The sequence below is a fragment of the Bacillus sp. BB081 genome, assembly GCF_008368895.1.
Classification (GTDB): domain Bacteria; phylum Bacillota; class Bacilli; order Bacillales; family Bacillaceae_G; genus Bacillus_A; species Bacillus_A wiedmannii.
Map to the genome: position 1 here is coordinate 1 of NZ_QOZX01000066.1, position 18,083 is coordinate 18,083.

Consider the following 18,083-nt stretch of genomic DNA (forward strand, 5'->3'; position numbering starts at 1 on the left):
TATTATTATCTATCTTTTTTAAAATATTAAAATTTCCTACTAAAATACTGCTAATCATGTTTAGTATGGAGGAGAAATTATGTTACAAGTAATGCCTTTAAATAGTGAAGACTATGATTTAATTACAGCTGCTGAGAAAGTAATTGAAAAAAACTATAAATATGGCCGTCATCATATCGGTTCAGCAGTACGCACTAAAACAGGTAATATTTATGCAGCAGTGCATGTTGAAGCGAATGTTGGAAGAATAACAGTATGTGGTGAAGCTATGGCGATCGGAAAATCTATTTCAGAAGGTGATCATGAATTTGATACCATTGTAGCAGTCGCTCACCCACACCCTCATGAAGATATAGAAAAATGTTGGGTTGTTGCTCCATGTGGTATGTGTCGAGAATTAATAAGTGATTATGGAAAAAATACGAATGTTATACTTTCTTATAATGGTGAACTTGTAAAATGTAACGTAATGGAATTATTACCTGAAAAGTATACAAGTGAAGCAGAATAATTATTCCAGTTTTCCATTCATCTTATAATATTATTCCAATAAAAAAACAACCCGTTTTTAAAACGGATTGTTTTTTTATTTCTGTTTTATGCAGTTTATTTTATTTTTCTATTTTTAAAAATGATTAAATTAGCATTAACAAAAATGAAATTAAAAATATTTGAGTTTATCTCATTTTTCATTTGAAAACAAAAATATATTTTCTCCTTACATTCGATAAATATTAATATGAATTCTCTAAAATTAGCAGTTTTATCATACCAATCTATAACAATTCTGTCTTCTTCCCTTACCTGTTTCCTTTAACACATATGATTTTAATACAAGCGCCGTTAATGAATCCGTTAATGTTTTATATGATAAATTAGATAATGCCAATAGATCGTTCGTATATAACATTCTATGCTTCTCTAATAATAATAGTACTAATCGTTCAGATGGTTTTAATGCCTCATCACTTTCTAGTATAAAGTCTATATTTTTCATTTCCCTAATTGTTACTCCTTATATAAAAAAATACTTACACAACTAATTTAATATAAAAATAATACACAACAAGATTTGAAGTATATTAAAATAACATCGTTTCGAAACACTATTATACTATAACATAGAAAAAGCATTTCCCGAAATAGGAAATGCTTTTTTATATTGCTTATATGTTTCTTCCAAACTTACATTATATTTCTAATTCTTATCCGTACAATTCCCTCCTAATTTTTGTTGGTCATACCGATGTATTTGTATTAAATTAACCTATTCTAAATTGATTTAAAGAAATAAAAACGGTTAGTCTATTATGCTCTAAACATGAATGACTAACCGTTTTCCAGCTTCTTCTCAATTATCATGTTCTACCTTAAATATTTCTTGCAATATGCGGCTTACTGTAATGACTAGTTCCACCGCCACCTACTACTACTTTACCGCCTTTTTCAAAAATCAGTAATTTACTTGAACCATCTGCAAGCAGTACTATTACTTCAGCATTATTACTTGTCGCTACATAAATTACATAACCACTTTTTGATATACATGTTTCCCAATTTGCATCAAATTCTGATCTTACTACACGATTTGAATACACTTGATTTTCAATTCTTCCTTGTTCTTTTTTTTCCAAATTTATCCGCCTACTTCTCTAAAATATTATTTATAGAAAAATAACAGTTCTATTGAAAATAGTGACTGTCTTTAATATAAATAGTATATGTAGTTAGTAGAAGAATGCTTGGACAATGAAAACGTAATAACATGTAAGTACTATACAATTGAAACAAGGCAGTCAATACTATATCGACTGCCTTGTTTTCATAGATCGCTCTTTATTTTTCGTTTCGCATAGCTTCAAAAGTAAACATTTGATTTGCATTTGACGGTTCTTTTTCATAAACATAGTCAGCCGAGCAAGTAATGTTAGAGAAACCTATACTTTCTAACAGAAGTTTAAACTCGTCTATTCCATACCAGCGCATCGCAAAGCGTTGCAGTTCTGATTGTACTAACTGTCCCTTACTCCATTTTTCATATTTTAAATATGATAGAGTAACTTGGTTCAACCAATCTATTTCAATTGATTTATTTTCTAATGTAATTCCGTCTCCGCTTGGCAAAGAAAAGGTCGATGTATGAATCTCTCCAGTCTTCCAGTCATGCGGAAACATAATATCTACGATTAAACGCCCGCCTGGATTAAGATGTTCATAAAAACATTTCAATGCGTTTATAGAATCCGCACGATTTTCAATTAAACAGAAGGATCCAGTAGGAATGATAATTGTCTCATATTTATGTGGCAGTGAAAATTGTTGTAAGCTTCCTTCATATAAATTAGGATGTAAGCCTCTCTCTTTACATCGTATACGGCACAATTCTAGCATTTCAGGTGAATAGTCAATCCCATCCACTTTAAAACCAGCTTCAAGAAGTGGGATGATAACACGCCCTGATCCTACTGCTGCTTCGAGAATTCTTCCTCTACAATTTTTCAAACGTTCTTCGTAATACTCAATATCACCATTTAAAGAATAACCGACTGGCTTTGTGTAATCATAAAGTTCCGTGCAAAGTGTACTATAAAAACTAAACATTTATTTTCTCCTCCGTTTTTTAAGTACGGAAGATTTCAATTCAGTTAATCTTCCTGTACCTTTACTTTTAATGAAAATTCGAAAGAGCTGACTGTCATAATATATCACTCGCTTTCCATAAAATATAATTATATTGTATAATATTCCACTTGAAATTAACATATGAAAATTCAGACTTTTACAGAAAGGATGATATGATGAATTCATTAATTGGATTTCTTTTACTTCTTATTTCTTTTAATGCCCTAATTTTCTTTATAGCAAAGAAGTATAGGCGAATATGGAAAATAGCCAGTGGGATTTTCATTCTTTCTTCCCCTATTGTTTTCTTCGCCACTTTGCACGTCATTGGTGAAAAAGTAGGAGATGGATTCGCTGGAGGTTTTGCTGGGCTTATCTTTAGTGGTCTATTGATCATAAATGCAATTTTTTTATTTGTTGTAAGCATGTTTGTGTCTACCAATAAAAAATCATAATAAACTCCCCTTTCAAAATGTAAAGAGCTTACTATGCAGTAAGCTCTTTATTCATAACTATTTATTTCACAATTGGCAATGTCACTTCACTTAATTTCAGTGTAAGCTTCGTTCCCGCTTTCGGTCTAATTGTATAATCATAGTCACTAGCGATTAAAACAACCCCAATTTGATGCCCCGCTTTAAATACATAATCGTCAGGCTGCATGTCCCATGTAAATGTATAATCTTTACCTGGTTGAAGTGCTGTTGAATCTTTTATACTATTTAAGTTTTGCGGGTCCATCCAACCTCTCGTAACAATTTCAGGCTTTGCTCCGCCGTAATCAACAAGTAAAGCAGTTAAATTTGATACAGATCGATCAATATTTCCTGTAATTGAAATCTTTGGTGAACCGCTTATACGCATATCTTTTTGAAGTACAGGCATTGTATACACTAATCGATTGGCTACTTCTAATTCTGGGTTTGCTACTAATTGATTTGATTTCATTTTTGCATCATCTACGAATGAGAAAACTTTATTTGCAGAACCCATACTTAATGGGGAATTAACTGCTTTGTTACTTAAATACATACGAACTTTTGACGGCACAGCTGATGGATCTGGCCAGTTTTTTATTTTATCCCAAGTTTTATTTTCACGTTGAACATCCACCATCGGTTCATTCATAATCCCATTTTCAATTCCATACAACCAGTAATCGAACCATTTATTTTGTGTTCTTTGCCAATCATTTGTTGATGTTCCACCGTGTCCACCTTGATGTAACCACATTTTACGAGGGACATCATTTTCTCCAAGTGCTTCCCACCACTGCGCAAACTGCTTCGTCTTTACATTCCAATCATTTAAACCATGAACAACAAATACACTCGCTTTTACGTTTTTAGCATCTTTTACATAATTACGTTTATCCCAAAAATCATTATAATTACCAGTTTTCCGGTCCTGTCCAGCTGTTAACTCTTTTATTACTTGTCCGCAAACTTCAGGATTTTCTCTTGTTAGAACTGCTTCTGCCATGTTATCTGTATCTTCTCCTTGGTATCCACCAGGCGCAATGACTGCACCGTTCGCACGATAATAATCATACCAACTACTAATCGCTGCGATTGGAATAATTGTTTTTAACCCTTCAACACCAGTCGTCGCAACAGCATTCGGTAACGTACCATTATAAGATACTCCTGTCATCCCTACATTTCCTGTTGACCAATCAGCCTTAACTTCCTCACCATTTTCTGTATATGCTTTCGCACGCCCATTTACCCAATCAATGACAGATTTCGTCCCTAATATTTCTTGCTCATCCCCAGTAGTCGGACATCCATCTGATTTACCAGTTCCAATACTTTCACCTAAAATGACTGCATAGCCTCTTGGCACATAATAATTTCCGTATGAACCAAGATTAACAGCCCCATACGGTTTCCCTTCATACGCATACAATTCTTCATCTACATTATATACAGGAACATCTTTTAAGCCAGATCGATATGGACTCATTTCATAAATAACAGGAACTTTCACATTCGAATCAGTTTTTGGACGCATAACTTTTACTGATACACGATCCTTTTTTCCATCTCGATCACTATCAACTTCTGTTTCCACAAATAAATTTTCAATAATTGCTTCATCAAGCGAATAAATCGGTTTTGTCATTCCATTTTCTAATTCTATCTTCGTGTTTGAACGTAACGCTTCTGAAACATTTCCATTTAACTTCACGTCATTCTCATTTATGTAGTTTTTTTCTTTATTGTCTGCATACGCAGTCATACTAGAAACTCCTGACGTAATTGATAAAGATAATATTGCTGATAGTGTTGCTATTTTCTTTTTCCCCATACCCTTCCCTCCCCATATATTTCTCCTTTTACTATACACTAAAATTATAGAAAATTCAGTTTATATTTTATGCAACAACTTGAAAAATTTGTAGAACACTCTTCAAACGAGCTTTTGAGGTTATATATTCTGATTTACTGCTCTCATATAATCTATAAAAAACATCGCCTAATAATAGACGATGCTTCTAAAAGTATTGAATTAATCATTCTCTATATTAATATAAAATCGTATCTCTCCATCTAAAGTAGAGACTCCATAGTCAAAACCATGTCTCTCTAAAATACTTTTCACTATCGCTAAGCCTAACCCTGTACCTGAATGGTCTTTACTACGAGAAGATTCTAAGACGTAAAAAGGTTCCCAAATTTTATCGATATCTTTCATCTGTTCCGCATTCATACCATTTTGAATTTGAAAATATATATTTTCATTTCGATTTTCTAAAGTAATTTTTATATTTTGATTTACTGTATATTTTATTGAATTAGATATTAAATTTTGAAACACCATTTTCATTTTATTTACATCAGCATAAACAACTGCATCGCCAACATTATAGTTCACTTGCAAATCGATTTCCTTCGACTCCAGTTCAATTTTATGCTTATCTAATATACTTTGGACTAGTGATTTAATATCGAATTCTTCTTTTTCTAAAACATCTCTTTCTAGTTTAGAAAATCGTAATAACTCTTCAATTAGGTTTGAAATGTGATCAGTTTGTTTAATGATTGTATCTATGTATGTACCATCATCTAAACCATCTTTTATTCCCATAGAATATGCTTTCACTAATGCGATTGGAGTTTTTAATTCATGCGTCACATCACCCATAAATCGTTTTAAATGTTCATTTCGATCTGTTAAATCTTCATGCGCTTCATTTAGTTTTTCACTCATGATATTAATACTATTAGCTAAGTCCCCTATTTCATCATTTGTTTTCACTTTCGCTCGTTCAAATTTCAAATTTGAAATATCTACTGCAACATTACTTAATTCTTTCAATGGTCTGGTGATTGTTGTTGAAAGTATCCATACAAGTACGATAATGAGAAAAATCGTAATGCCAAAAATGTAAAAATAAAATGAATTTAACGTTTTTATTACTTCATTAGAATGTGCGATCGAAACTCCTACTAAAATTAACATATCGTCTTTCGCAATGTATTTCACAAAAAAACTAGATTTAATCTTTTCTTGATCATATATTTTATTCGATTGCCCGAAGTTCTTCACTTTCATTACTTCTTCTTTTGTAATCCAAAGTTTATTAAGGGCAACTCTTTTCCTTGTAAGTTGCATACGTAACTCATCATTAATTCGATCTTCCGAATTGTTAATTGATGTATACGAAATCGTAACATTTCCTTTATTTTCAATGCTAGTAATTGCTTCATCCAGTTGTTCGCTCGGTATGGACTGTATTTGTGCTGTAATACCTTCTAAACTTTCTCGCGTTTTGTAAATATTATATTTCGGTAAAAGATAGTTAATTAATAATAAAGAGATTGTAAAAATAAGAATAACAGTTAAAGAAATGCTGAGAAATAGCTTTTTTCCAAGTTTATTCACTCTGCTCCTCCAAACTATATCCTAAACCACGATGCGTCTTTATAATATTTTCTCCTACTTTTTTACGTAATCTTCTTACATGTGTATCAACAGTTCGCTCTTCTCCAAAATAGTCAAATCCCCATACGATATCTAACAATTTTTTACGAGTTAAAATCATGCCTTTATGATTTAAAAAACACTTTATTAATTCTAGCTCTGTTTTTGTAATATCTAACTCTTTGTCATTTTTATAAACTTTATTTTTAGTGAAATCTATTTTCAAATCTTGAACTTGAATGACATCATCATGCTGTATAAGCTTTTTCGCTCTAGTTATTAATACGCCTGGATGAAATGGTTTTTTTACGTACTCATCTGCACCACTTTGAAGCGCCGCTAATTCGTCTTCGCTTTCACTTTTCGCTGTAAGCATTAATACTTTAACGCTTGAATTCTTTTTTATTTCCTGACAGACAGTAATACCACTATGTTTCGGCATCATCCAATCTAAAACAGCTAAATCAACTTTTTCATCATAAAATATTTGAAGTGCTTCTTCTCCATCTTTTGCTAATAAAACTTCGAAGCCTTCTTTCTCGAAATAAGCCTTTAAAATCCTTAACATATCTTGTTCATCATCTGCTATTAATACTCTCATACATTATCCTCCATTGCTATTAAACAAAAACCAATTGTATTATACAACTTCTTTGTTACATCAATGTGACAGAAAAATATTTGAACATTTTAAGGGTATAGTAAAAACGAGGTGTTGTATTATGATTAAAAAAATCGGGGTCATTACCCTTCTTTGTTTCTTATTATCAACAAATGTGTTCGCAAATACAAATCAACAAATTGAAGTGTTTGATTGTCAAAAAGAAATGGTCGTTCAAAAACAATCTTTAGATCCAGCTATTCAAAAGGAAGCTGTTCAATATGCTAAATCGATTACTGGCCCATTCAAAAACTTAAACGTCGTTCCAAAAGATGGTCACATGATAAAAATCCCTTTATCTAAACCAATTTCTATTACAAATCAATGGTTACATACAACAATTGATGAAGTACTTATTCTCCTCCCGCTTAATCAAAAACCTTATATTATGCTTTACGATGATGAAAATAATCCGCATTTTTATTATGTAAAAGGTGATCCGAAGGGATTATTGAAACGAATGAATGTTAAATAATAATGTAAGAAAGATCCCACAAATATCATTTGCGGGATCTTTCTTTATCGGTTAACAACTTGATTTTCATTTAAAAAATGCATTACCTGTCTTTTATGATGGTTATCATGATCTTCAAATTCTTTAATAATATATATAAGGGAATACGGCGTTCCAGTATGAGGACAATGTGATACTCCATTTGCAGTTAAAGGTTTCTTTAGATTTCCAGCAGACAGTAATCTAAGTTCATTTACGAGTAACTCTCTTTTAGCTTTTGCTTCTTCAAGAAGTTTCACCTTAGATATACCTGATTTAGCATAATTAGATGCTAGTTTATTATATGTATCAAAATCAGGGAACTCCATTCCCTGTCCATTTCTCACTGATGATAATGTCTCACATAAAAGATAGTCATCCCAGTTCATAATATGTGATATGATCTCGCTAATAGTCCATTTCCCCTCTGATATTGGAGCCACCCACAATTCCTCTTTCATACCTTTCAATGTATTTAACCAAATTGAATATTCATTAAAATCATTAATAATTTTATTCTCTCCCATTATCTAATTCCCCCCATCCTAATAATAGATTCTAATACATTATACCATCAATCTATACAAAAACGAACAAAAGTTCTGTTAGAGAGATAAATATTAATTCACTACATCCTTTTATGTAAGTTCAAATAATGGCTTGCTCCCACATATTTTGTCCCTTTCACAAATCCACTCGAAGTATAAAATTTGTCACCCTGTTCTGTATCTGTATGTAAGACAACAATATTAAAATATTTTTTCGCTTCGCTTAAAATTCGCACTAACAGTAACCTTCCTAATCCTTTCCTTCGGTCTTCTTTTGCAATATAAAATCTCCTTATCCTACCAATCCTATTGTTTACTGTATATGGGTCCTCATTTAGCCCTCCTATTCCAATTAGCCTTTCCACTTGAAAAATACCATATAAACATTCACCAGTTTTATTAAAGTTGTTTATTTTATTTTCATAATTACTTATTAGTTTTATTAGTTTTATTAGGACATTAAATCCTTCGTCTTTGCTTTCCTGAACAAGATAATCGTGTTCGTATATCATTAAATCTTCAATTTGTTAAATATGTCTTTCTTTCAAGTGATTTTCCCCTTAATTTGAAAATACATAAAAATGCTCAAGAATCATTTATTCTGAGCATTTTTATGGTTGTTATTTTATTTAATTCGTAGTGTGCGTATTCTGCACTTCAGATATTATCTCCTTCAACTCCATTAAACCATCTATCACTAAATCCGCCTGCGCAAGTTCATCTTCTTGTGCAAAATCAAAATTGCATCCAATCGCAATCAAGCCATTATCTTTAGCTGCGTTTATATCAGATAACCGGTCCCCAACTACAGCTGCTTCTTTTATATCATATTTGTTTAAAATATTTTTTACTAAGTCGCTTTTATTAAGTGAGTTTATTTGTTCAATACTAAATGTTTCAGTAACCCATTGGTCTAAATCATAATAAGATACGATTGCTCGTAAATATTCAGTTAAACCATTACTAGCAATATATATTGAACAATTATTTTCTTTTATGTATGTAAAAACTTCTTTTACGTTCGGGTATAAAGCACCTTTTCCGCTCTTAATGTTTTCAATTAATCTTTCTAAAAAATATGCATCTGTTTGTTCTCTTACTTCAATAGAATGATTCGGTAATAAAGCTTCCCAAACTTTCGGCAAAGGCACACCCATAATTTCACGGTATTTTTCAATAGGTGTTACCGAATCCCATAACTGTAATGATCTTAAGTGATCAAATGTATCATCTAACGATAATTCTAAAATTTTATCAGTTTGAAATAACGTTCCGTCCATATCAAAAATTAATGCATGTAACATTCCATTCTCTCCTTTTGAACTATAAGTATTACTCGATATATTTTTCAGCATCTCAACGATAATTTCTGAACAATAATTTGCGGCAGTTTTCGCGAAGTCGTCATAAGAAATTTGCGCTTCATCATCTGCACTGTCAGAAATACATCTTATAACGAGAAATGGTACTTCATTTATGTAAGCAACATGTCCAATTGCTGCACCTTCCATTTCAGTACAATGCGGCGCATATTCGTCTATTAATTTCGCTTTTAGTTTTGAATCTTCAACAAAACATTCACCGCTGACGATTCTTCCTTCATGAATCTCCATATGTAAACTACTACTATTGCATGCTGTACGTGCTAACTCTACTAATTCCTTACTTGCGATAAATTCTTCTTGGAACGGAAATAAGTTTTTCATTTGTATTTTACTTACGTCATGATGGGTAACATTCGTTGAAATAACGATATCGCCAACTTTTATATCTGGGTGTAACCCTCCAGCAACACCCGTATTGATGATAGCATCTACATCAAATTTATGAATTAACGTTTGCGTACATGCGGCTGCATTTACTTTCCCTACACCAGAACGTGTAATAATTACTTCTGTTCCCATGAATTCCCCAACGTAAAAAGGCATTCCCGCGATTGTTTGTTCTTCTTGTATAACTAATTTTTCCAAAAGTAAGTCTATTTCAATTTGCATTGCTCCGATAATGCCAATTTTGTTCATGAATGTAGTCTCCTTTATTAATTAATTTCTTTAATTCTTTCAGACATAACCGACAATAAAAATTTCGGAAGTACGAGTTGTCTCTTTAACCTTTTCGGCTGTGAGAGTAATCTATATAGCCATTCAGTTCCTGTATCCCTCATAATTTTGGGTGCTCTTTTTACAGTACCAGATATTATATCAATCATGCCTCCTATACCAATAGATAGCGGAACGTTTAATGTTTGTATGTTTTCATAGATGAATTCTTCTTGTTTTGGTGAACCTAGTCCCACTAGTAGCAAGTGCGGCTTGAATTGCTTAATTTTCATTTTTACTTCTTCTATTTCTTCGCCATTTACAAATCCATGCTGTCCTTTAAACTGTGCTCCTGGGAACTGCTCATTTAATTTTTTTAGTGCCTTTTTATTACTTTCTGGCGCAGCTCCAAAAAGAAAGACACGATATTCATTGTCATTACAATATTTTATTAAATCGTGAGTAATATCTGCCCCAGTAACACGTTTTTTCAAATTTCCTTTTAATATTTTCGAGCCAATTATAACGCCAATCCCATCCGCTGTTATTAAATCCGCAGATAGTAACATCTTTTTAAACTGTTTTGATTTATCCGTATTTTCCTTTGCAGACATTACAATTTCAGGATTTGCAGTTACTACAAACCTTGGTTTCTCTTGTTTTTCATGTAGCCAACCTTTTAGCAAACTTATAGCTTTTTCATATTCTAAAGTTGAAAAAGGTATTCCCTTTATAAGTTGGTGATCCACTATACTCTCTCCTTACATAAGCCTCAAATATTCATCAATATCTTTAGAAATTTGCCTAAAAGCTTTATCCCAGAACGCATAACTTGTTATATCTATTTCAAAATATTTTTTCATAAGCTCTTCCACTGGAGCCTTTCCTGTTTCTCTTAAAAACTCTTTATATTTCGAATGAAAAGTACTTTTACTTTCTTGAGCTATTTCTAATAAACTAAAACTAGTTAAATACCCAAATGTGTATGGATAATTATAAAATGGAACATCCGCTATATAAAACTGAACATATTTCATCCAAACAAACGGCTGATATTCTGATAATGCATTCCCGTATGCTTTTTCTTGCGCTACTATAGATAATCTCTCGATTTCATCAGCACTTAAAGGACCTTCTTTACACTTTTCATAAAAGTTCTTCTCAAATTCAAACGAAGCACGTATTGCCATTACATAATTAAAACAGTTTCTTATTTTCCAACTAAGCAATGACTTTTTCATATCTATACTATCTGTTGATTGAATTAAATAGTTTATGAGCATGGTTTCAAAGAAAATAGACGCTGATTCAGCCGTACTCATTGGCAAATTATCATCTAAAAAAGAAGCAGATTGTTCAAAACTCATATTATTAAAATGCCAAGCATGTCCTAGTTCGTGGGCAAGTATCCTTACACTATCAACACTTCCGTCATAACGCATAGAGATTCGTGATTCTTTTTCACTGAAAAAAGGAGCACAAAAGCCACCTGGTGGTTTATTATCTCTCGGTTCCGCATCTATCCATCCATTCTCTATTGCATTCCGTGCAAATTCTGCTAATTCTTCATCAATATCTTTTAATGCATCATATATGTTTTGAACGGCTACTGAAAAAGGAATACTAGCCTCATTATTTTCCTTTACTGTCATAAGTTCATGCCATGTAATCGAAGCTCTACCTTTCTTATACACATTTAAAGCACTAACTAACTTATCTAGATTTTCTTCTGTCGCATTCCACATTTGCAATATTACAGTTTCTGAAATACCATTCGCATGAAGCGATCCTGCTAAAATCTCTCTATCTTCTAATTCATTACTCTTTGTATTACGCAATCTTCCTATTTGATTTAATACAGTAGCAAAGATTTCTTTTTCCTTATGTAAGGCATTTGTTAATAACTCGAATACTTCTACTCTTTCCTTTTCATTATCACTATTCATTGCAATATTATTCACTTGGCCAAATGATAATTGCTTATTATTGTGTTCTATTTTTATCTTATTTCTTAATTGCATGTACATATTTTCCCATGCATCAAGTTCATCTTTTATTAACTTAGTATTAATATTATCGGAAGCTTCTAATTTACTTTGTTGTATTACTTGCTGTACTTCTTTTTTTAAATCTTTTACTGTCGTAGTCGATATAGCAAGGTCAGATGAAACACTTTCTTCAGCAGATCGGCAATACAAATAGTATTCTGTTTTTTCAATAGCTTGTATAAGTTTTGAAAGAATCTCTACATCTTTTGTCGTATAATATTGTTCTTTCAACTCCAATATTGGAGTTAGAATATCCTCAATTGGATACAATCGATCTAAATCCCACCTAGCAATTTCGTGCATTTTTATAGCCGCCTCCTATTTTTACAAATAGTTACAGATATTTCTCCCTACACAATTATATATGAAACGGAAAAATTTTAATATCTTTAAATATTTAGATTTCTACAAACACATTCTTATTTATATTCTTTTCTTCTGCTACTGAAACGTACATAGCATAAACAGATAAACGATACAGCTACTGGAATCAGTATTACTCCTCCAATAAAAGGATAAACTACTACGCAACATGTAAAAGCTACTATAGAAAAAATTTTACCTAACCTATTCTTTATTAATTTCATTCCAGCCGCAGTACCGACTATATATGTAACAATTCCTAACGAATTCGGTATTAAAACAATTTTATCTATGCTAATATGGAAAACGAAACTTATTAACAAACCTATTATTGCAATAAAACCTACAACTTTTACTGCATTTGTTGGTGTTTCTCTTTTTTTATTAATATGTGCTAGATAGCGTGGTGCAACTTCTTCTTTTCCTAGTGAATAACCTAAGCGCCCCATACTTGCAATAAATGCATTTGTCGTCCCTAAACAAATGATAAAAGCTACAAATCCAATTAACCATGCAAATTTGTCGCCTAATGTTTGCTTAATTACAAGCACGAGAGCTGTAGCATTATCAGCATTTATATGATAGGACTTCGTTCCAATTACTGATAATGCAATACCAATATATAAAACCCCAATAATAACAATCGCAAACCCCGTAGATAAAATAATATTTCTTTTTCTAGGTGTTTTAAATTCTGGAGCTAAACTTGCAATAGCTTCCCAACCGAAAAAAGACCAAAAAATTAATAAAGATGCATCTAAAATTGGATTTACTTCTTGCATAGAAATATGTACATTTATATTGTTCATTTCAATATAAGGTAGCGAACTGATAATTGTTACGATTAAGATAAATAAAGTTAATACACCAATACATACTTGAAATAATCCACTCATTTTTAACCCGTATAAATTGAAACCAATTGAAATACTTAAAATAATAAGCGCTATAACGTACGAAAAATGTGATGATAAAGCAAACACTTTCACTATATACATTCCACCAGTCATTGAGACAACGATTTGCCCAACGCTACCCGCAATAAAAAAACACCAGCCTATAATAGCACCTATATTTTTACCGAAAGCCTTTTCTGAAAAAGTCGCAATTCCACCTGCACTCGGATGTTCAATCGACAAAAAAGCAAATGTGAATGCAAGTGGAATACTAAGTAATATCATAACAAGCCAAGAAACAATCGCATTCCCTTCTGCTACACTTGCTGTCATACCAGGTAATATAAGAATTCCCGATCCTAAAACCGCTCCGACGTATAAGGCTGTTCCCTTTGTAATAGAAATTGTTTCATCAAAATGATTAGACATTACATGCACCTCCATTTATATTTTAATTATAGAAAGTTATCAGTCTATTCAATATACAAAAGTGTATGTAATTTAACATGAGATTTTATATTATGTATTTATTTCAGAAATTTACTTTCAATTTTGCAAAGGAGCATAATTCATGGATGAAATTGATAAGAAAATAACGCTATTACTACAAGAAGATGCCAGAATGACAATTACAGAAATGACCGAACACTTACACCTCAGTCGCCCTAGTGTTACCGAAAGACTAAAGAGATTACAAGATACTGGAATAATTGAGAAATATACCGCACGGATATCATTAGATGCAGTTGGGAAATCAATTCAAGCATTTTTAAGAATTGAAAATCTAAAGATTCCTTGTAAAAAATTTGAGGAGAAAATCTACGAAGAATATAGAATACTCGAATGTCATCGAGTAACAGGTGAAAGTAGTTATTACTTAAAAGTAGCGGTTCACTCTATGAAGGAATTAAAGGAATTAATTGATTTCGTTATACCATTTGGAACAGTCAAAACTTCGATGATTTTATCTTCACCGATACCATATCGACCAGTAATTATAGAATAGTAATAAAAAGAGGCTATCCAAAAGGTATAAAATACCCTACTCTTTTGGATAACCCTTTACAATTTATAAGAATTTTTTACTAAACTTCTTTATAAATCCATTTTATTTTCAACTGAGATTTTATAATACTTCGCAGATAATTTATAAGAGCGATTTTTATAATAAAAGTTACCTAATTCATAGGATAGTTCAGCAACTAAGCGATGTTGTTTTTTTTCTAATCCCACTTCAATTGCTTTTTGCATATTTTTCTCATATTCATAATAATCCCCACGTATTTTGAATACTTTAGCTTTCAAACCATATAGTTGGACAAATGCAATTGGCACATCATAAATTGATAAAAAATGAAATGCTTCATTCATAACCTTATTAACATTTTCCCAATCTTTAAGTTCTATGTATATCTCCAACATATTTCGTAACGCATATACTTTTTGGTCTTTCTGTGATAAAAATTCACTTAATTCCAAAGTTTTTTCGTAGTATTTAATGGCATTCGTATAGTCTTTCAAACCTTGATAAATTTTACCGTAATCATATGAAATTATAGGTAAATACTTTGAATCACCATTAGTAGCCAAACTATTTTCTACTTGCTGTAAAATTTCAAGTGCCTTTTCATATAACTCATCCATAATATACAATATTGCAAGCATTAAAAGTGTATTTATTACGTTTTTCTGCATACCATTTTTTCTGTATACGTTGTAAGCTTTTAAGGCATACAAACGACTAATACTTTTATCTTTATAAAGCTCCTTATATACATGACATAAATTATAGTATATATGACCATGTTGTTCAGTTTCTTCTGCACCAAGTAAACTCTCAGCCTGTACATAAATATCATGAGCAGCACTGTAGTCTTGTTTATTATAAAAATATAAACCTCGAGCTTTTAAATAATAAATATAATCGTCAAGGTTTTGCATTTCGACCTGACTTGGTATCATTTGCAAAGCTTGATCTATAAGCGACTTCACATGTAACACGTTTTTTTGTCGGGCATGATAGTATATAAGTACACCATATACCTTTAGTAATAAAGGGATTGAATCCACTTCGCGAACGTATAATTCTAACAAAGATAAGTCAGCTTCTGTAATACTTTTATCTTTTTTATATTTATTACATATTTCAAGAATAGTAAGCTTTATCTCCTCGTAATTTCCATTTATAAGATAATCGCTCTTAACTTCTAACTTTTTAGAAACCTTCTTTATAAAAGAAGATGATGGTTTGATTTTCCCACTCTCAATTCTACTTAAATAGGTTACTGAGCATATTTCTGATACGAGCTCCCCCTGTGTCAATCCTTTATGCATACGAACTTGCCGAATACGTTCCCCTATTTCCATCTTTTTCTCTCCCTAATTAACCTTTTCATGCTTTTTACTAATTAAGTCATTATGTATCTACATATTTTTCATACTAAATAAAATATACAATTTCACAAATGTAAAAAAATGTATCATACATTTTAATTTTACATTCATACTATGATTATTTCTAGATACTTTGTTAAATTTAATGGTTAAAATTTAGATTTTTCGTCCATTTTTTTCATGTGATTTTACTACTTGTTATTAACAAACACAGAATCATATACTTAAATTACGATAAACTTAATGAAAAGGATTTAACTACATGTAAGCTATCATTCTTCATTTAGATAGTTATAGTTCATTACATTTACCTAATACATAAAAAATATCTATTATAAACCAAATAAATTTAATAGATGAATTATTAATATCAAATCCTAGAAATTAGTTTGTCGAATTATTCAATAAAAACGAAAGGATGATAAACATGATTGTAAGATTTAAAGATGAATCCGCACGAAAAATAGTAAGATATGTTGGAGGCGCTGCTTTACTTTTAATAATCGCTTCTTTCCTTTATCAGTGGAAAAATGACTTAGTAATTGATCAAACTGAAAGAGTCAGCTTTGGACTAGTTATCATTACTTTCCTATCTACCTTCTTACCTATTAAAGAGAAAGTTAATAAATAGACTCAATAAATGAATTATAAATATCACATCCTGTAAGTTAGTTTATCGAATTATTTATTAAATATGAAAGGGCGATAAATATGATTGTAAAACCTAAAAACGATTCAACACGAAAAATAGTAAGATATGTAGGAGGAGCCGCTACTCTTTTAATACTAGCATCCTTCCTTTATCAGTGGAACAATGGTTTAGTAGTTGATGATACTGAAACATTTGGTTTCATGCTAGCCTTCACTGGTTTCCTATCTACCTTCATACCTACTAAAAAGAAAGTTACTAACTAATATAAAATTACATATTTTTCATCCTCATAAAACAATTATATTAGAATTAAAAAAGGATTGATCAAAAGATCAATCCTTTACTCTACCTCATTTAAGAAGAACAATGTTAACGCACCAGGTCCTGTATGCGCTCCGATTGCTGCTCCAATTGTATTTACGATAAATACTTCACAGCCAAATCTTTCCGTAATTAACGTTTTTAATGCTTCAGCTGTTTCTAAGTCATCACCGTGAGTCATACCGATTGTTTGGCCTTTAAGGTCTTTTCCACGCTCTTCCATAATATCAACAATTCGGCTTAATACTTTCTTTTTCCCTCTTACCTTTTCAAGTGGTACAAGTTTTCCTTCATCCACATTTAAGATCGGTTTAATGTTTAGTAAACCACCGATAAAACCAGCTACTTTACTTAAACGTCCACCTTTCACAAGGTACTGCAAGTCAGCTACAGTGAAGATATGCTCCATATGCTTCATTAGAAAAGCGATACGTTTTAAAATATCTTCTTTTGATGCGCCGTCTTTCGCCATTTTAGCAGCTTCTAATACGACAAGCCCTTGACCAAGCGAAGCACATTTCGTATCGATAATTTCTAAATCTAAATCAGCATATGTTTCTTTTACTTCTTCTTTAATAACAACTGACGATTGATATGTACCGGACAGTTCAGATGAAAAAGCTAAATATATACAAGGATTACCTTCTTTTGCATAAGAAACAAATTTTTCTTGGAAAGTTTCAAGTGAAGGCAATGACGTTCTATAAACAGCGCCTTCTCTCATGTTTTGCAATAATGTAACTGACTCTAATGTAACTCCATCTAAATACTCTGTTTCTGCTTCATCATAAACACGGAGTGGAATTAAATCAATATCATATGCTTGCAGCAATTCTACCGGTAAATCCGCCGCACTATCCGTAATGATTTTAACACCCATTTTTAAACCTCTATTCTGTTATAAATATAAAAAATATAAAATAAAAATAGTACTTTTAAATTATATACGTAAAACTTAAATGAAGAAAGGAAAAGACTTTATATTGTATGCACTATTCTTCAAAACTTGAACCTTTACTAAAAATCATTCTATTTTAACTATTTATTATTCTTTCTATAACACAAATGATTTTATGATTATTTTGCATTTATATATTTTATTTTTTAATTCAATATATT

At 31.4% G+C, this 18,083-nt stretch carries 20 protein-coding genes; 6 read left to right on the forward strand and 14 right to left on the reverse strand.

The window, feature by feature from the left end; genetic code table 11:
- The first annotated feature begins 79 nt into the window (after positions 1-79).
- A complete protein-coding gene (locus tag DN394_RS23195; protein WP_098208885.1) occupies positions 80-511 on the forward strand; it encodes a cytidine deaminase in 432 nt (143 codons plus the stop codon).
- Between the two features lie 255 nt (positions 512-766).
- Here DN394_RS23195 and DN394_RS23200 read toward each other — a convergent pair whose 3' ends face one another.
- The 3 genes from DN394_RS23200 to DN394_RS23210 all read right to left on the reverse strand — a co-directional run bounded on the left by DN394_RS23200 (position 767) and on the right by DN394_RS23210 (position 2,601).
- Positions 767-997, reverse strand: a complete 231-nt coding sequence (locus DN394_RS23200) for a hypothetical protein (RefSeq protein ID WP_000789031.1) — start codon at positions 995-997, stop codon at positions 767-769.
- Between the two features lie 373 nt (positions 998-1,370).
- Positions 1,371-1,634, reverse strand: coding sequence for a hypothetical protein (locus DN394_RS23205; RefSeq protein WP_046959687.1), 264 nt, complete (start codon positions 1,632-1,634; stop codon positions 1,371-1,373).
- Positions 1,635-1,836: 202 nt separating this feature from the next.
- Complete coding sequence (locus DN394_RS23210; protein WP_046959688.1) at positions 1,837-2,601, reverse strand: class I SAM-dependent methyltransferase; 765 nt, start codon at positions 2,599-2,601, stop codon at positions 1,837-1,839.
- Between the two features lie 197 nt (positions 2,602-2,798).
- Between DN394_RS23210 and DN394_RS29540 the strand changes: the two genes are divergently transcribed.
- Positions 2,799-3,077: a hypothetical protein gene (locus DN394_RS29540; RefSeq protein ID WP_098208886.1), complete on the forward strand. Its 279-nt coding sequence runs from the start codon at positions 2,799-2,801 to the stop codon at positions 3,075-3,077.
- Positions 3,078-3,138: 61 nt separating this feature from the next.
- Here DN394_RS29540 and DN394_RS23225 read toward each other — a convergent pair whose 3' ends face one another.
- The 3 genes from DN394_RS23225 to DN394_RS23235 form a co-directional block, all read right to left on the reverse strand.
- Positions 3,139-4,932, reverse strand: a complete 1,794-nt coding sequence (locus tag DN394_RS23225; protein WP_098705494.1) for a Xaa-Pro dipeptidyl-peptidase — start codon at positions 4,930-4,932, stop codon at positions 3,139-3,141.
- A 201-nt stretch (positions 4,933-5,133) separates the two neighbouring features.
- Entirely contained in the window at positions 5,134-6,510 is a 1,377-nt protein-coding gene (locus DN394_RS23230) for a sensor histidine kinase (protein ID WP_098208888.1), read from the reverse strand.
- Positions 6,503-7,150, reverse strand: coding sequence for a response regulator transcription factor (locus tag DN394_RS23235; protein WP_046959692.1), 648 nt, complete (start codon positions 7,148-7,150; stop codon positions 6,503-6,505). The genes DN394_RS23230 and DN394_RS23235 overlap by 8 nt, the downstream gene beginning before the upstream one ends.
- 121 nt (positions 7,151-7,271) lie before the next feature.
- Between DN394_RS23235 and DN394_RS23240 the strand changes: the two genes are divergently transcribed.
- Positions 7,272-7,685, forward strand: a complete 414-nt coding sequence (locus DN394_RS23240; RefSeq protein WP_098208889.1) for a hypothetical protein — start codon at positions 7,272-7,274, stop codon at positions 7,683-7,685.
- 44 nt (positions 7,686-7,729) lie between these two features.
- On the opposite strand, the gene DN394_RS23245 is transcribed toward DN394_RS23240, so the two are convergent.
- The 6 genes from DN394_RS23245 to DN394_RS23270 form a co-directional block, all read right to left on the reverse strand.
- Positions 7,730-8,230 (reverse strand): DinB family protein, encoded by a 501-nt coding sequence (locus DN394_RS23245; RefSeq protein ID WP_097916778.1) that lies wholly within the window; start codon positions 8,228-8,230, stop codon positions 7,730-7,732.
- Between the two features lie 101 nt (positions 8,231-8,331).
- The gene (locus DN394_RS23250) at positions 8,332-8,763 is read right to left on the reverse strand and encodes a GNAT family N-acetyltransferase (protein WP_252197097.1); all 432 of its coding nucleotides are present in this window, start codon (positions 8,761-8,763) and stop codon (positions 8,332-8,334) included.
- Positions 8,764-8,880: 117 nt separating this feature from the next.
- Positions 8,881-10,272 (reverse strand): 5'-methylthioadenosine/adenosylhomocysteine nucleosidase, encoded by a 1,392-nt coding sequence (locus DN394_RS23255; protein WP_098208890.1) that lies wholly within the window; start codon positions 10,270-10,272, stop codon positions 8,881-8,883.
- Positions 10,273-10,289: 17 nt separating this feature from the next.
- Positions 10,290-11,039 carry a WecB/TagA/CpsF family glycosyltransferase gene (locus tag DN394_RS23260; protein WP_098208891.1) on the reverse strand — a complete coding sequence of 250 codons (750 nt, stop codon included), beginning with the start codon at positions 11,037-11,039 and terminating at the stop codon, positions 10,290-10,292.
- Between the two features lie 12 nt (positions 11,040-11,051).
- Positions 11,052-12,641, reverse strand: a complete 1,590-nt coding sequence (locus tag DN394_RS23265; protein ID WP_098208892.1) for a M3 family metallopeptidase — start codon at positions 12,639-12,641, stop codon at positions 11,052-11,054.
- A gap of 116 nt (positions 12,642-12,757) precedes the next feature.
- Positions 12,758-14,026 carry an APC family permease gene (locus DN394_RS23270; RefSeq protein ID WP_098208893.1) on the reverse strand — a complete coding sequence of 423 codons (1,269 nt, stop codon included), beginning with the start codon at positions 14,024-14,026 and terminating at the stop codon, positions 12,758-12,760.
- A 142-nt stretch (positions 14,027-14,168) separates the two neighbouring features.
- Between DN394_RS23270 and DN394_RS23275 the strand changes: the two genes are divergently transcribed.
- The gene (locus tag DN394_RS23275) at positions 14,169-14,603 is read left to right on the forward strand and encodes an Lrp/AsnC family transcriptional regulator (RefSeq protein ID WP_098208894.1); all 435 of its coding nucleotides are present in this window, start codon (positions 14,169-14,171) and stop codon (positions 14,601-14,603) included.
- A gap of 89 nt (positions 14,604-14,692) precedes the next feature.
- On the opposite strand, the gene DN394_RS23280 is transcribed toward DN394_RS23275, so the two are convergent.
- Positions 14,693-15,964 carry a helix-turn-helix domain-containing protein gene (locus DN394_RS23280; RefSeq protein WP_098208895.1) on the reverse strand — a complete coding sequence of 424 codons (1,272 nt, stop codon included), beginning with the start codon at positions 15,962-15,964 and terminating at the stop codon, positions 14,693-14,695.
- Positions 15,965-16,418: 454 nt separating this feature from the next.
- On the opposite strand from DN394_RS23280, the gene DN394_RS23285 reads away from it, so the two are divergent.
- Both DN394_RS23285 and DN394_RS23290 read left to right on the forward strand, forming a co-directional pair.
- Positions 16,419-16,622 (forward strand): hypothetical protein, encoded by a 204-nt coding sequence (locus DN394_RS23285; RefSeq protein WP_016129684.1) that lies wholly within the window; start codon positions 16,419-16,421, stop codon positions 16,620-16,622.
- An 80-nt stretch (positions 16,623-16,702) separates the two neighbouring features.
- Positions 16,703-16,906, forward strand: coding sequence for a hypothetical protein (locus tag DN394_RS23290; RefSeq protein ID WP_098208896.1), 204 nt, complete (start codon positions 16,703-16,705; stop codon positions 16,904-16,906).
- A gap of 77 nt (positions 16,907-16,983) precedes the next feature.
- Here the strand turns inward: DN394_RS23290 and DN394_RS23295 are convergent, their stop codons facing one another.
- On the reverse strand, positions 16,984-17,844 hold the full coding sequence (locus tag DN394_RS23295; protein WP_098208897.1) for a DegV family protein: 861 nt from the start codon (positions 17,842-17,844) through the stop codon (positions 16,984-16,986).
- Between the last annotated feature and the right edge of the window lie 239 nt (positions 17,845-18,083).